The 14,039-nt window shown below is 58.6% G+C and carries 12 protein-coding genes; 7 read left to right on the plus strand and 5 right to left on the minus strand.

Translation table 11 applies throughout. From position 1 onward, the window contains the following. The first annotated feature begins 56 nt into the window (after window positions 1-56). The 5 genes from FHS83_RS12980 to FHS83_RS13000 all read left to right on the plus strand — a co-directional run bounded on the left by FHS83_RS12980 (window position 57) and on the right by FHS83_RS13000 (window position 5,088). Window positions 57-293, plus strand: coding sequence for an exodeoxyribonuclease VII small subunit (locus FHS83_RS12980; protein ID WP_167083373.1), 237 nt, complete (start codon window positions 57-59; stop codon window positions 291-293). A gap of 293 nt (window positions 294-586) precedes the next feature. Next, window positions 587-2,512, plus strand: coding sequence for a 1-deoxy-D-xylulose-5-phosphate synthase (gene dxs / locus FHS83_RS12985; RefSeq protein WP_167083374.1), 1,926 nt, complete (start codon window positions 587-589; stop codon window positions 2,510-2,512). Window positions 2,513-2,582: 70 nt separating this feature from the next. After that, window positions 2,583-3,308: a TlyA family RNA methyltransferase gene (locus FHS83_RS12990; RefSeq protein WP_167083375.1), complete on the plus strand. Its 726-nt coding sequence runs from the start codon at window positions 2,583-2,585 to the stop codon at window positions 3,306-3,308. 2 nt (window positions 3,309-3,310) lie between these two features. Beyond that, window positions 3,311-4,360, plus strand: coding sequence for a class I SAM-dependent RNA methyltransferase (locus FHS83_RS12995; RefSeq protein WP_243846392.1), 1,050 nt, complete (start codon window positions 3,311-3,313; stop codon window positions 4,358-4,360). Next, window positions 4,357-5,088 (plus strand): C13 family peptidase, encoded by a 732-nt coding sequence (locus FHS83_RS13000; RefSeq protein ID WP_167083377.1) that lies wholly within the window; start codon window positions 4,357-4,359, stop codon window positions 5,086-5,088. The genes FHS83_RS12995 and FHS83_RS13000 overlap by 4 nt, the downstream gene beginning before the upstream one ends. A 313-nt stretch (window positions 5,089-5,401) precedes the next feature. Here FHS83_RS13000 and FHS83_RS13005 read toward each other — a convergent pair whose 3' ends face one another. From FHS83_RS13005 to fabI, 5 genes are all read right to left on the minus strand, one after another. Beyond that, the gene (locus tag FHS83_RS13005; RefSeq protein ID WP_167083378.1) at window positions 5,402-6,031 is read right to left on the minus strand and encodes a hypothetical protein; all 630 of its coding nucleotides are present in this window, start codon (window positions 6,029-6,031) and stop codon (window positions 5,402-5,404) included. A 92-nt stretch (window positions 6,032-6,123) separates the two neighbouring features. Further along, the gene (locus tag FHS83_RS13010; RefSeq protein WP_167083379.1) at window positions 6,124-7,056 is read right to left on the minus strand and encodes an SPFH domain-containing protein; all 933 of its coding nucleotides are present in this window, start codon (window positions 7,054-7,056) and stop codon (window positions 6,124-6,126) included. A gap of 102 nt (window positions 7,057-7,158) precedes the next feature. Continuing rightward, entirely contained in the window at window positions 7,159-7,719 is a 561-nt protein-coding gene (locus FHS83_RS13015) for a hypothetical protein (RefSeq protein WP_167083380.1), read from the minus strand. 42 nt (window positions 7,720-7,761) lie between these two features. Further along, complete coding sequence (gene aroC, locus FHS83_RS13020) at window positions 7,762-8,862, minus strand: chorismate synthase (RefSeq protein WP_167083381.1); 1,101 nt, start codon at window positions 8,860-8,862, stop codon at window positions 7,762-7,764. A gap of 13 nt (window positions 8,863-8,875) precedes the next feature. Further along, window positions 8,876-9,697, minus strand: coding sequence for an enoyl-ACP reductase FabI (gene fabI, locus FHS83_RS13025; protein WP_167083382.1), 822 nt, complete (start codon window positions 9,695-9,697; stop codon window positions 8,876-8,878). Window positions 9,698-9,935: 238 nt separating this feature from the next. Here fabI and FHS83_RS13030 point away from each other — a divergent pair, with 238 nt between their 5' ends. Beyond that, window positions 9,936-10,619 (plus strand): CHASE3 domain-containing protein, encoded by a 684-nt coding sequence (locus FHS83_RS13030; protein ID WP_167083383.1) that lies wholly within the window; start codon window positions 9,936-9,938, stop codon window positions 10,617-10,619. 461 nt (window positions 10,620-11,080) lie between these two features. After that, window positions 11,081-14,002 carry a TonB-dependent receptor plug domain-containing protein gene (locus FHS83_RS13035; RefSeq protein WP_208414640.1) on the plus strand — a complete coding sequence of 974 codons (2,922 nt, stop codon included), beginning with the start codon at window positions 11,081-11,083 and terminating at the stop codon, window positions 14,000-14,002. Window positions 14,003-14,039 lie beyond the last annotated feature (37 nt).

Here is a 14,039-nt window from a genome sequence, read left to right on the forward strand (position 1 = left end):
TTGAGTGCCGTCATGCGGCAGTTATAAGTGTGCAGGAGAGAGTCGAGGATTTTGCGATGGTTGATCAGAGTGTAGGCACGCTCAGTTTTGAGGCTGCACTGAAGGAGTTGGAAGCGATCGTCGCGCGCCTGGAGCAGGGACAAGTGGATCTGGAAGATTCGATCGCGCTCTATGAGCGGGGGCAGGCACTCAAGGCGCATTGCGAGGCAAAGTTGAAGGCCGCTGAGGGACGCCTCGAGAAAATCGTCCAGAACGGGTCGAAGATTTCCGTAGAGCCAGCCGAGATCGTCTAGGGGCAAATGCAGGTCGCTTTGTGCGATCTGCCGATATTCCGCCGTCGGAACATGCGGCTTGGTCAGCGAAGGGCGCTCGATTCCTCGTAAAACGTGATTTGGCGCCTTTAGTGAACCTGGTTTGCACGAAACGGAATATTCTTACACGGGATTAATGGCTCGTCGCGCGCTTACCATTGCAATAAGGTGCGGCTTGATTTCTTTGTCTATATGACTGACCTTCAAAGCCGGCGGCCGCCCTTGGGTGGGGGAATGCACTGTACCCAGGCTGCGCGGCGAGCGGAGCACAACTAATGTCGGGAATCAGCAAGACGCCACTTCTGGACGGCGTTTCAACGCCGGACGAATTGCGCGCGCTGTCGCCATCCGTTCTTCCTCAGCTTGCAGATGAACTGCGCAATGAGCTGATCGATGTCGTTTCGGTTACGGGTGGCCATCTGGGATCGAGCCTCGGTGTAGTCGAACTCACCGTGGCCTTGCACTATGTCTTCAACACACCCGACGACCGGTTAATTTGGGACGTCGGTCATCAGGCTTATCCGCATAAGATTTTGACGGGCCGGCGTTCGCGTATGCGTACCCTACGTCAAGGTGGTGGTCTCTCGGGCTTCACCAAGCGCGCGGAGAGCGAATACGATCCCTTCGGCGCGGCGCATTCCTCGACCTCGATTTCGGCGGGCTGCGGTTTTGCCGTCGGCAGCGCCCTGAAGGGCGAAAAGCGCAACGTCGTCGCTGTGATCGGTGACGGTTCGATGAGCGCGGGCATGGCGTATGAAGCCATGAATAACGCCGGTGCGAATAACACGCGCCTGATCGTTATCCTCAACGACAATGACATGTCGATCGCCCCGCCTGTGGGCGCGCTCAGCGCGCATCTCTCGCGGTTGGTGTCGTCGCGCTCTTATCGCGGCGTGCGCAAGCTCTTCAAGCATTTGGCACTCAAGCTGCCGCGTCCGCTCGCGATCGCCGCGAGACGGGTGGAAGAATATGCCCGCGGCATGGTCACGGGCGGCACGCTCTTTGAAGAGCTCGGCTTTTATTATGTCGGCCCGATTGACGGCCATAATCTCGAACATCTCATTCCGGTGCTCGAGAATGTGCGCGATATGCAGAATGGTCCGATCCTGGTCCATGTCGTCACCCAGAAGGGCAAGGGCTATGCCCCAGCCGAGCACAGTGCCGACAAGTATCATGGTGTCACTAAGTTCAACGTCCTGACCGGTGAGCAGAAGAAGTCCAAGTCGAACTTGCCGTCATATACCAAGGTATTCTCAGACGCCTTACTGGCGGAAGCAAAGGCCGATCCGCGCATTGTGGCGGTGACGGCGGCGATGCCTTCGGGCACCGGACTTGATCAATTCGCCAAGGAATTTCCCGGTCGCTGCTTTGATGTCGGCATTGCAGAGCAACATGCCGTGACTTTCGCGGCCGGTATGGCGGCGGAAGGCTTGAAGCCTTTCTGCGCGATCTATTCGACTTTCCTGCAGCGCGGCTATGACCAAGTTGTGCATGACGTCGCCTTGCAGAGCTTGCCGGTGCGCTTTGCCCTTGATCGGGCAGGGCTCGTCGGCGCCGACGGCCCGACCCATGCGGGCGCGTTCGACGTCACCTATATGGCCGCTTTGCCGGGCATGGTGGTGATGGCCGCGGCCGACGAAGTTGAGCTGATGCATATGGTGGCGACGCAAGTGCGCTACGATGAAGGCCCTTCGGCGCTGCGCTATCCGCGAGGCGAGGGTGTTGGCCTCGAACGTCCGCTGATTGGTACGCCGCTCGAAATCGGCAAGGGCCGCATCATCAAGGAAGGCACTTCTATCGCGATCTTGAGCCTTGGCACCCGCCTTGCGCCCGCGCTGGAAGCCGCTGAGATGCTGTCTTCCTACGGATTGTCGACCACCGTGGCCGATGCCCGCTTCGCCAAGCCTTTGGATACCGACCTCATCAAGCGCCTGGCGCAGGAACATGAGCTCCTGATCACGGTGGAAGAGAACTCCGTCGGCGGTTTCGGCTCGCATGTGATGCAGTTCCTGGCCTGGGAAGGTCTGCTCGATAAGGGGCTGAAAGTCCGCCCGATGGTCCTGCCGGATCACTTCCAGAACCACGATAGTCCCGAGCGGCTGTACATTGAGGCTGGACTGGATGCCGGCGGGATCGTGCAGACGGCGCTTTTGGCACTTGGACGGGAAGAAGCTGCTGCCGCTGCGTCGCGCATCGCATAAGGCTCCCGAATAAGCTTGACCGCTGAGGCGCGCCCCTCGAAATAGAAGGTGCAATTTCAGGCGGCTTGTCATGCCGACACGCGCGGATGTGTTTCTGGTCGAAAAAGGCTTTGCCGCGTCTCGCAGCGAGGCGCAGGCGGCCATTCGTGCCGGAACGGTAACGGCCAATGGCGCGCGGGTGATGAAGCCGTCGCAGCTCCTCGGTGACGAGGTTGAGATCGCCTATGTCAAAGCTCATCCTTACGTCTCGCGCGGTGCGCTGAAGCTTCTGGCGGCGCTGGACCATTTCGAGCTTTCGCCGGAGGGGCTCGTCTGTCTAGACATTGGTGCTTCGACGGGCGGCTTCACCGAAGTGCTGCTCGAGCGCGGCGCGCATCGCGTCTATGCCGTCGATGTTGGTCATGGTCAGCTACGCCAGAAGCTTGTCAATGACGAGCGCGTCGTCAGTTTGGAAGGCACGGATGCGCGCAATCTTACCGCCGCTCAAATCCCAGAGCCGCCGCAAGTGCTGGTCGCCGATGTGAGCTTCATCTCGCTGAAGCTGGCTCTGCCTGCTGCCTTGTCGCTGGCGCGCAATGCTTTCCTGGTCGCGCTGGTCAAGCCGCAATTCGAAGCGGGTCGTGCCGCAGTGGGCAAGGGCGGTATCGTCAAGGATGAAGCGGCACAGAACGCGGCGGTGCAGGAAGTGGTGAAGCTTCTGGAGAAGCGCCACTGGTCCATTCTCGGCGTGATTGACAGCCCGATTGAAGGCGGCGATGGCAATCGTGAGTTCCTGGTAGTGGCGAGGCAGGCGTGAGCATGTTGTGCCGTCATTTCGGCGCTTGCGGCGGCTGCCAATATCAGGACCTGCCGGATGACGCCTATCGCGCCTTGAAGCAAGAACTGGTGCTGGCGGCGCTGAAGCTGGAAGGCGTCGCGGCTGAGCTGAGGGATGTGGTGGAAGTGCCGCCTGCCACGCGCCGCCGCGCTGCGCTGAAAGTGAAGCTGAAAGACGGCGTTGTGGAAATCGGCTTTCATGCCGCCAAAACGCACGACATTGTGGACATGGCGGAATGCCAGGTGATGACGCCCGCGCTGCTGAAGCTGCTGCCGGGGCTTCGCCGGATGTTCAAAGAGGTGTTGGCGCCGCGCGGTGATGCCGATATGCGCCTGACCGAAACCGACGCCGGTGTCGATCTCGCGCTGCGCTGGAACAAGAAGCTGGATGAAGCGACGCGCACGGCGCTCGCCATCTGGGCCGACAAGCTTGGGCTGGTGCGGGTTTCGGTCGGTGGCCAAGTGCTCACCTCTTTCGCAGAAGCCAAGGTGCGGCTCGGCAAAGCATCGGTGCCGCTGCCACCGGAAGCCTTCTTGCAGCCCTCGCGCGAAGGCGAGGCCATCCTGCAAGGCTTCGTGCGTGAGGCTTTATCGGGCGCCAAGAAGATCGCTGATCTTTTCTCGGGCTGCGGAACTTTCAGTTTTGTTCTCGCTGAAAAAGCGCGCGTGCATGCGGTGGAGTTGGAAGCGCCGATGCTGGAGGCTTTGGCGGCGGGCGTAAAATCAGCGTCGGGCCTCAAACCCATCACCACTGAGAAGCGCAACCTCTTCAAGCGGCCGCTGACGCGGTTCGAATTGAACCTCTATGATGGGCTTTGCCTGGATCCGCCGCGCGCGGGCGCGCTGGAACAGGCCAAGGAGATCGCCGCCTCCAAACTGCCGCGCATCGCTTATGTCTCCTGCGATGCGACGACGTTCGCGCGCGACGCCAAAGTGCTGATCGATGGCGGCTATAAGCTCGGCCCCGTCTTGCCGGTGGATCAGTTCCTCTGGTCCTCGCATATCGAATTGGCCGCCCAGTTCACGCGATGACGCGCTGGCTAATATTCCTTGTACTGATCATCGTGGCGCCAGCCTCCGCTGCGTCGCCTTACGCCGATTGGGCGGCGGTGGTTGTGGCCGGCGATTCCTATTCCAGCGAGGGCGAGCGCACCGCCGTTTTTGATAATGGCCGCATCGCGATCGGCGAGGCGCTGCTCAAGATTGGCTTCCTTTCAGAGCATATCCGCCACTTCTCTGACCGGCCTAAGACCTTTCCCATCGGCGCGCCATCGCCTTCCACACCATCGCGCATCGCGCGCGGGCTTGCGCAAGTGGCGAAGGCGGCGAAGGGCGGCTGCCTTGTCTATTTCACCAGCCATGGTGATGAGCAGGCCATCGGCATTGGCGATTACGGACTTTCGCCGAAAGGCCTTGCCAAGATGCTGGCCCAATCCTGCGGCGCCCGGCCGGTGGTGGCGATTGTCTCGGCCTGTTACTCGGGCGTGTTCGTGCCGAAGCTGAAAGGGCCGGATCGCATCGTGATGACGGCAGCGGCGCCAGACCGCTCCTCCTTCGGCTGCGGGGCGGATGATAAGTACACTTTCTTCGATGAATGCGTTTTAGAGAGCTTCAGCAGCGCGCGGGATTTTCCGGGGCTCGGCCAGCAGGCCGTGGCTTGCGTGGCGGCGCGGGAGAAAAAGGAAAAAGTCGAGACGCCCTCGCATCCGCAATTGGCAGTGGGCGAGAGGGCGGCGGCGCTCATTCCGAAATGGAAGTAGCATCGTGGAAAATAAAAACACGAATTCAAATCGGCTGTTTTCGCCGTAACCCTCTGCGGCAGAACAATAATCGCCTTGCTTCCTTCCCGAGGTGGGCCGAGTACCGGAACCGCCTCTCCCCCCGAAAATAAAAAAGTGAAATTCAAATCGGCCTTTTTGCCCATAACGGATTGGAATCAAACGATAAATGCCTTACTACATGACTGCATCCGCATGCCTTGAGCGCCCGCAGGCATGTTTAGCGGTGCGTCAGCATCGCAGGTCTCTACGCGGTCAAACAGCCACGAAGATGTGGGAAGCGGGGAGAGGGGATTCAAGTGGGGACTTTTACCTCCCCCTTGCGGGGAGGTCGAAAACGCCAAAGCGTTTTCGGGTGGGGGGAAGCGGCGGGGCGCTGATCTGGCCCCCGGATTTCGTCTACCATGGCCGCTATAACGCGGTCATATGCTATTCTCACTAGTGGCGGATCGACTGGATCGTTGCTGTAGCACTCATCCCACGATGCCTCCCAAGCTCCACGGTATCCCTCATTATGATCGTTGCGGAATGTTCTTAGTCGGGCATCTTTCCCCATGCCAGTATACATCTCAAAGCATATCGCTTCGAACGCTTCTGCAGCTTCGGAAAACTCTTTCTCAAAGAGTGGCTTGTTCAAATGGACGAGGCCATCAATCTCTCTTTTGAGTTTGATGATGTCGGCGGGAGAATGCTCTTTCCATGTACCTACAAAGGTGTAGTAGCAGAGGAGCGTGTTGAAGAGTGGGGCAAGCTTATCGTAGACTTGGAGCTTTCGTTCGATAAGTTTCTGATTGCGCCACTGCTTGTGTTCAAAGCGTTTCAGAGCTCTTTGGACAAAAAGCCCTAATATGACTAGAGCGATCGGCGTGAATGATTGGGCAAGGAGTTTTGCCAGCTCCAGCCAAGTCCAGTTTCCTGCAGCCATTGAGCCCCCCCCACCCGAAATTTGCTCCCGCAAATTTCGACCTCCCCGCGAGGGGGAGGTTAAAGTAATTTTTGTGCGATTTGCAGAGGGATCTACTTCTTCCCCGCGTCGCTGGCTTCGTTCGCCGTGAGGATGGCGTTGCGCAGTTGGGCGGAGACGTCGCTCATGCCTTCGGGGGAGTGGGGCAGGAGGATGACCTTCGAGCCGGAGGAGACGCCGATCTCCTTCATGGTGTCGAAATACTGCGTCAGCAGCACCAGATTGAGCACCTCATGCTCGCTCACCGATCCCACCTCCGCCTTGAAGGCGGTGATGCTTTCGCGCAGGCCGTCGACAATGGCGCGGCGCTGCTTGGCAATGCCTTCACCTTGCAAACGCTTGGATTCGGCTTCGGCCTCGGCGGCTTTCACCACCAAAATTTTGTTGGCTTCACCCTTGGCATTGGCGGCGACCTGCAAGCGCTGCTGGGTGTTGATCTCGTTCATCGCTGCCTTGACGTTATCGGCGGGGTTCACGTCGGTGACGAGAGCGCTGGGGATTTCGAAGCCATAGACCTTCATCGCGGCATCAAGCTCGGTCTTCACCGCAGTGCCGATGTCGTCTTTCTTCTCGAAGACTTCATCGAGGTTCATGCGCGGAACCTTGGCGCGCACTACATCCAGCACATAAGAGCGGATCTGCTCTTCGTGATTGGAGAGCTGGTAGTAAGAGACGGATTCACTGCCCGAGGCGACGCGATACTGGATCGCCACCAAGACTTTGACGAAGACGTTGTCTGCCGTCTTGGTTTCGATCTCGACCAAAAGCTGCTGCACCCGCAAGGAAACGCGCTGGGCGACATATTCCATGAAGGGGATTTTGACGTTCAGGCCGGGGCGCGCGGTGCGGACATAGCGGCCGAATTGTTCCACGATGGCGCAGCTCTGCTGCTGCACCGTGAAGAAGGTCTGCAGCAAGGCGATGACGATGAGAAACAGGACGATCACAATGAGGATCGAGCCTGGAAAATCGGCGAAAAGCCCCATGGGGGTGCTCCTTGATACCGCGCCGCGCGGAAGGCGCTTCGCGCGTTAGAATCTAAGCACGAATTCTCGCACGAAAAGGTGGTGCGGCGGGAGAATTAGCGCCTAGAGGCGATAGGACATCAATGCCGCATTGGCGAGGACCCCTGCGGCGGCCACCGGGGCCAGGGCGAGATGGTACCAGCGGGATTTGACCGCAACGGCGATCACGGCGAAGACAAGATAGGTGAAGAGAAAGACGAAATTGGCGCCGCCGATCACATGGCCTACCAAAATGAAGTCTTTCAGGAAGGTTGCCAGCACCGTGGCGGCCAAAAGGCCAAAAAACCAATCTTTATTCGCGAAATAGGCCGCTTCCATGTGGGCGGGGCCTTCCTCTGGCACTTCTGGCATGGTCACCCCGGCGGCCAGATACATCAAGGTGATCTGCCCGATCACCGCGCCATACATGGCAAAGGTCCAATGGGCGAAATTGCGCATCGCAAACATGCCCCACCAGGTTTGCACCAGGATCAGGATCATCACCGCGCCCCAAATGAGCATGGGCCAGAAGATGATTACGCGCTGGCGGGCATGGATTAGTTTGCGAAAGCCTTGCAGGACGTCGGTGAGGGCTAAGCCCACGATCACCGAGAACAAGACTGAGAGAAAGTTGAAGGTATCCATCGGGGCCCCGCATGCGCTCTCCCACAAGGGGAGAGGGCGGTATTATCCTACTTGCCCGCGATGCCTCAAGGCATGGTCGGCGAGCACGATCGCCATCATGGCTTCGCCTACCGGCACGGCGCGGATGCCGACGCAAGGATCATGGCGGCCTTTAGTCATCACCTCAGTTTCCTGGCCGTGCACATCGATGGTCTTGCGCGGGGTGAGGATGGAGGAGGTGGGTTTGACGGCGAAGCGCAGCACGACGGGCTGGCCGGTGGAAATGCCGCCGATGATGCCGCCCGCGTGATTGGCGAGGAACACCGGCTTACCGTCCGGTCCCGCGCGCATCTCATCGGCGTTTTCTTCGCCCGACATGGCGGCCGTGGCAAAGCCATCACCGATTTCGACCGCCTTGACCGCATTGATGCTCATCATTGCGCTGGCGAGATCGGCATCGAGCTTGCCATAGACCGGCGCACCTAATCCGGCGGGAATGCCTTCGGCGACGATCTCGATGATGGCGCCGCAGGAGGAGCCCGCCTTGCGCACGCCTTCAAGATACTCCGTCCAGGGATCAATCGCGGCGGCGTCGGGGCAGAAGAAGGGATTGTTGGCCACTTCCGCCCAATCGAAACGGGCGCGGTCGATTTTCTGCGTGCCCATCTGGATCATGGCGCCACGGATGCTCACATCGCCATAAAGATGGTTCAGCACCTTCTTGGCGACAGCTCCGGCAGCGACGCGCGCGGCGGTTTCACGGGCACTGGCGCGGCCTGAGCCTTTGTAATCGCGCACGCCGTATTTGGCGAAGTAGGTGTAATCGGCATGGCCTGGGCGGAACTTGTCCCGGATATCGCCATAGTCCTTGGAGCGCTGATCGACATTCTCGATCATCAGGGCGATGGGCGTGCCGGTGGTGACTTGCTCCGGCATGCGCTCGTCCTGGAAAACGCCCGAGAGGATTTTCACCCGATCGGGCTCTTTTCGCTGGGTGACGAATTTCGAGGAGCCGGGCTTGCGCCGGTCGAGGTCACCCTGGATGTCGGCTTCGGTGAGCGGAATGTTGGGCGGGCAGCCATCCACAACACAGCCAAGCGCCGGGCCATGGCTTTCGCCAAAGGTCGTGACCCGAAAAAGATGGCCGAAGCTGTTATGGGACATAACCCGCCTCTTGTTACTCGCCCGATTTGGCGATCGACATATCCGGGGCTTCCGGGTTTTTCATGCCGATGGCGTGATAGCCCGCATCCACATGCAGGTTTTCACCCGTCACGGCCTTGCCGAGATCGGAGAGGAGGAAGAGGGCGCTGTTGCCGACTTCCTGGGTCGTCACGGTGCGGCGCAGCGGGGAATTGTACTCGTTCCACTTCAGGATATAGCGGAAATCGCCCACGCCCGAAGCCGCCAGGGTCTTGATCGGACCTGCGGAGATCGAGTTCACGCGGATCGCCTTCTTGCCAAGGTCTTCGGCGAGATAGCGCACGGAGGCTTCAAGAGCCGCCTTGGCAACGCCCATCACATTATAATGCGGCATCACCTTTTCGGCGCCGTAATAGGAGAGCGTGACCAGGCTGCCGCCATCAGTCATCAGCTTCTCGGCGCGCTGGGCGACCGCGGTGAAGGAATAGCAGGAGATGTTCATCGACAGGGCGAAATTGCCCGGCGTTGTATCGACATAGCGGCCCTTCAGCTCGTCCTTATCGGAGAAGGCGATGGCATGAACCACGAAATCGATCGAGCCCCACTTCTCTTCGATCGCCTTGAAGGTCGCGTCGAGCGAGGCCGCATCGGTCACATCGCAATCCAGAACCAGCGCCGGGTTCAACGGCTCCACAAGCGGGACGACGCGCTTCTTGAAAACATCACCCTGATAGGTGAACGCCAGTTCCGCGCCAGCCTCATGCAGCGCCTGGGCGATGCCCCAAGCGATGGAATGCTGGTTGGCGACGCCCATGATGAGGCCGCGCTTGCCTTTCATAAGGCCGTCGAATGCCATGTAACCCTCCGACTCAAATCGTGTTGGCGCCAATTGCCTCGAAAAGCTCCCCGAAAGCAAGATTTCACCTTACTGACCAGCCTCAGAGGTTGGTTCTGGCGCTAAGTCCGCGCAAGACGTGTGGAATTCGAATGCTTCGGGGGCATGGAAATGTCTATTAGAGCAATAAAATTTTAAGGGGGATTTCGTAACCATTTAGGCGCTGGCTAGTCTAAAGTGTGGCCGGGGGGAGAACGACATGAGCGGGAGCGCATCATCCCGTACGCGCATCTGGGATATTCTCGACAGAGGGATACTGCGGGAAATGGGCCTGCCGATGCTGGTGGTCTCATTGGTTTTGTTCGTCTCGGCCATGACGCTGCTTGGCGCCAATGTCTCCGAGCTGCGTCAATCCTATATGCGGGTGCAGCACTCCAATACCGCGCTTCTGGAACTCGAAGGGGTCGATAACGACATCCTGCGTATCGAAATGGTGGTGCGCGGCTATGTGCTCTCGGACAACCCGATCTATCTCATCTGGATGCAAAGCATCGAAGGCAAGCTGCATGACCGGGTTGCCGGCTTCGATGCCCTTTTCGGCGATTATCCCGAGCAGCGACAGCGTCTGGCCCAGCTTCGCCAGCTGCTGCTTGCGCATAACGCCTATTTTGAAGGGCTCGCCAAGCGCGCCAAAACCGAGCGCGGGGCCGTGGTCGGCGAAATCCTTGCCTATGGCAAAAAGGTCGGGCGCAAGGGGATCGAGGATACGCTGGTCGATATGCGCAGCGCAGAGATGAAAGCTTTGGCGCGCGAGCAAGCCTCCGCCGAATCCCGCGTGGTCAGCGCCTATCGCTATGCGCTGGGCATGTCGGCGCTGGCTTTGGTTCTGGCAGGCCTCGGCTTTGGTTTGCTGGTGCATGACCGCAAGCGCCGCCGGCACTGAATCGACTCTTTCACTATCTCCAGGAACGATGTTCGGCGTTCCAATGGGAGTTCGCCGCGCCTGAATGGGTGCGCTCGGCTGTCGGCTAGCCGTATTCCGCGCAAAATTTCACGTCCAATATCTCTATGCCCTCGCGCACAGCAGTGTGGCTGATTTTTCGACAGACGCCCTTTTTCCCTCAGTGCCGGGATGTTCCGTTCGTAGGGTCCAATAAGGCTCTAATCCGGGAAATCCTGCCGCCGGAATGATTGTTTGCGATCGTACAAATAAAATTTCCCGGTGCCGCGCAGGTGCCGCAAATTTGGCCATACGCCGATTGTGGGGAATGCAAATGGTCTACGGTATCTGGTAGATCGTATAATTTATATTTGACAGGAAAATATCGCGCTGTTTCTCTTATCGCGTTGCGGCTGGGCTGTGCCCCTTTCAGGGTCGGCCTCTGGTGAATGCAAGGGGTGGCTATGTCAAAAAAACAGTGTCGAAGTCATATTCGCTATGTGACGGCTACCGCCGTTACTGCACTTCTTACCGGGCTCATTACGGTTGATGCGGCGGCGGAAAGCAGCGCAGAAACAAACGTTGAAACCATCGTTGTTACAGGTACGCATATCCAGCGCCCGAATTATGAAAGCGTGAGTCCGATTTCGACGGTGGACTCAAAAGATATTCAGCTCGGCGGTATCGCGGAAAGCGAAACGATCCTGAGCCGGTTGCCCCAGGTAACCGCAGACGCCAACGAAAACGTCTCCAATGGTTCGGGCGGCACGTCCAATGTGAACCTGCGCGGACTCGGCTCTGGGCGTGGTCTGATCCTTATTGACGGTCAGCGCATGCTGCCGACCATGGCCGTCGACCTCAACTTCATCCCCTCGGCCTTGGTCGAAAGAGTGGATGTTCTGACCGGCGGTGCATCGGCGGTTTACGGCTCCGATGCGATTTCCGGCGTGGTGAATTTCCAGCTCAACAAGCGCCTGGACGGCATTCGCTTGGATGCCCAGACCAGCATCGCCGAGCACACCAACGATAATTCCAGCCTGCGTTCGCTTCAGACCTCGTCGGGCAAAACAACGGCGCCTGATACGACCTGGGACGGCTTTAAATATAACGCTACGCTCGCCGCCGGAACGGATTTCTTGGGCGGCAAGGGCAATATCACCGTCTATGCTGGTTATCGCAAAGTGGATCCCGTTTTGCAGAACACGCGCGATTATTCGGCCTGCGCGCTGAATGATGCTGGCAGTGCTTTTTCCTGTGGTGGCTCGGGAAACACCGCCTATGGCCGCTTTGCCCTGCTTAGCGGGCCTAATACCGGACTCGATCTCGCAAATTCAAAAGACGGATCGAAGTCGTGGGTGCTCGAGGATTCGTCTTTCCTCTATAACTACGCAGGCGACAACTATATTCAGCGCCAGGACAAGCGCATTACCGGCGGTGCGTTCCTCTCCTATCAATATAGCGACGCCCTCGAGTTCTATAGCTCCTTCATGTACATGAAGGATCACACCTTCTCGCAGGTTGCCGCGAGCGCGATTTGGCTGGGAACAGCCTTCACCATCAATTGCGACAACCCGCTGATGAGCGATCAGCAGAAAAATCTTCTCTGCGGTTCCACGACCTCGACGGCAGATGCATCGGCGCTTGTATCCTATCGCATGGTGAAAGGTGCGCCACGGCGCGATGACCTGCGCCATGAAGATATCCGGGCTCAGATCGGCTTCCGCGGCAAGCTGAACAGTGCGATCAGCTACGACGTCAGCGCCATGCAATCGCAGATGCTGTACGGCGAGACCTATCTCAATGACGTCGATCAGGCGCGTGGGGGCAAGGGCTTGCAGGTGGTGAGCGTGAATGGAACGCCGACCTGTAAGTCCGTAGTCGATGGCAGTGACCCCAAATGCGTTCCTGTCGATGTCTTCAGCGCGAATGGCCCTTCGGCGGCAGCCTATCAATACATTTTCCAGGCCAAGTCGACGGCGAGCAAGCAAACGCTGGTGCAGTATGCGGGGAACATCAATGCCGATCTTGGTGTCTATGGTGTAACCTCGCCCTGGGCACATGATGGCGTGGCGATGGCTTTTGGTGTCGAGCACCGTGCTGAAACTTACGTGTTCACAGCGGATGCGCTGTCGCAAGCCTCTGGATCGGCCCCAGGCGACGGCAAGATCATGAGTGATGAATTTTATTCGGAAGCCGATATCCCGCTGGTTCAGGATAAGCCTTGGGCGAAATCGCTCAGCCTCAATCTTGGCTATCGCTATACCCTTTATGACGCGCATTCTTCTAAAGCATCGTCGCCGCAGAAGACTTTCGGGACGTACAAGATCGAAGCCACATATGCGCCGAACGATGAGCTGCGCTTCCGTGGCGGCTATAATCGCGCCGTTCGCGCCCCGAGCATTTCGGAGCTGTTCAATGCGCAAGGGCAGGGCAACGTCGCGGCGACCGATCCTTGTGCGGGCAAATCGCCCACCGCTACGCTGGCGCAATGCGCCGTGTCTGGTGTCACCGCGGCCGAGTACGGACACATCACGGAATGTCCTTCCGATTTGTGCACGCAGCAATATGGCGGCAATCCTGATCTGAAGCCGGAAAAGGCCGAAACCCTCACGGCGGGAGTTGTTTTCACGCCGTCGGCTGTGCCGAGCCTGCAATTGTCGCTGGATTACTACAACATTCGCATCAAGGGCTATATCGGCGCCGTTGATCCGGCGGTCATTCTAAACCAGTGCATGACCACCAGCTCGTCCTTCTATTGCGGGCTGCTGCATCGCGATCACCGCTCCGGCGGTATTCTCTTCGGCACCGACGGCTACATCATTTCCACCAACGTCAATACGGGCTTCCTGAAGACCTCCGGGTTGGATATCGGCGGCAATTATCGCTATGACCTTGGAGAATGGGGCGGGCTCGATTTCAATATTCTCGGCACCTATCTCATCAACTCGGTGAATGAGCCTCTGCCGGGGCTCGGCACCTATGATTGCGCCGGCCTGTTCGGCTCGACATGCGGTCAGCCCTCTCCGGTATGGCGCCATAACCTGCGCACGACCTGGATGTTGCCGGATTCGACAGCGACGATCTCGATCAATTGGCGCCACCTTGGCGGCGTGAAATTGTCGTCGAACTCCACCAATCCCTATCTGGCGGGGACGACCAGCACGATCAACGACCACATCGCCGAGTATAACTACTTCGATTTGGCCGCGAGTGGTGATGTCGGCTACGGCATGACTCTGACGGGCGGCGTTAACAACGTGCTCGACAAATCGCCACCAGCCATTGCGTCCGGCCTCTTGGGCGGCTTCGGCAATGGCAACACCTATCCAGGCGTCTATGATCCGATGGGCCGGGTGTTGTTCCTGCAGCTCACCGCGAAGTACTAAGCAAAGAAAAGGGGCAAACCACTCTTAGCGGTTTGCC

This window comes from Rhizomicrobium palustre, from assembly GCF_011761565.1.
In the GTDB taxonomy this organism is placed as follows: Bacteria; Pseudomonadota; Alphaproteobacteria; order Micropepsales; family Micropepsaceae; genus Rhizomicrobium; species Rhizomicrobium palustre.

Bases quoted from the DNA above. Each gene is read 5' to 3' on its own strand.
- FHS83_RS12980 (WP_167083373.1), top strand. From the start codon at position 57: ATGGTTGATCAGAGTGTAGGCACGCTCAGTTTTGAGGCTGCACTGAAG.
- dxs (WP_167083374.1), top strand. From the start codon at position 587: ATGTCGGGAATCAGCAAGACGCCACTTCTGGACGGCGTTTCAACGCCG.
- FHS83_RS12990 (WP_167083375.1), top strand. From the start codon at position 2,583: ATGCCGACACGCGCGGATGTGTTTCTGGTCGAAAAAGGCTTTGCCGCG.
- FHS83_RS12995 (WP_243846392.1), top strand. From the start codon at position 3,311: ATGTTGTGCCGTCATTTCGGCGCTTGCGGCGGCTGCCAATATCAGGAC.
- FHS83_RS13000 (WP_167083377.1), top strand. From the start codon at position 4,357: ATGACGCGCTGGCTAATATTCCTTGTACTGATCATCGTGGCGCCAGCC.
- FHS83_RS13005 (WP_167083378.1), bottom strand. From the start codon at position 6,031: ATGGCTGCAGGAAACTGGACTTGGCTGGAGCTGGCAAAACTCCTTGCC.
- FHS83_RS13010 (WP_167083379.1), bottom strand. From the start codon at position 7,056: ATGGGGCTTTTCGCCGATTTTCCAGGCTCGATCCTCATTGTGATCGTC.
- FHS83_RS13015 (WP_167083380.1), bottom strand. From the start codon at position 7,719: ATGGATACCTTCAACTTTCTCTCAGTCTTGTTCTCGGTGATCGTGGGC.
- aroC (WP_167083381.1), bottom strand. From the start codon at position 8,862: ATGTCCCATAACAGCTTCGGCCATCTTTTTCGGGTCACGACCTTTGGC.
- fabI (WP_167083382.1), bottom strand. From the start codon at position 9,697: ATGGCATTCGACGGCCTTATGAAAGGCAAGCGCGGCCTCATCATGGGC.
- FHS83_RS13030 (WP_167083383.1), top strand. From the start codon at position 9,936: ATGAGCGGGAGCGCATCATCCCGTACGCGCATCTGGGATATTCTCGAC.
- FHS83_RS13035 (WP_208414640.1), top strand. From the start codon at position 11,081: ATGTCAAAAAAACAGTGTCGAAGTCATATTCGCTATGTGACGGCTACC.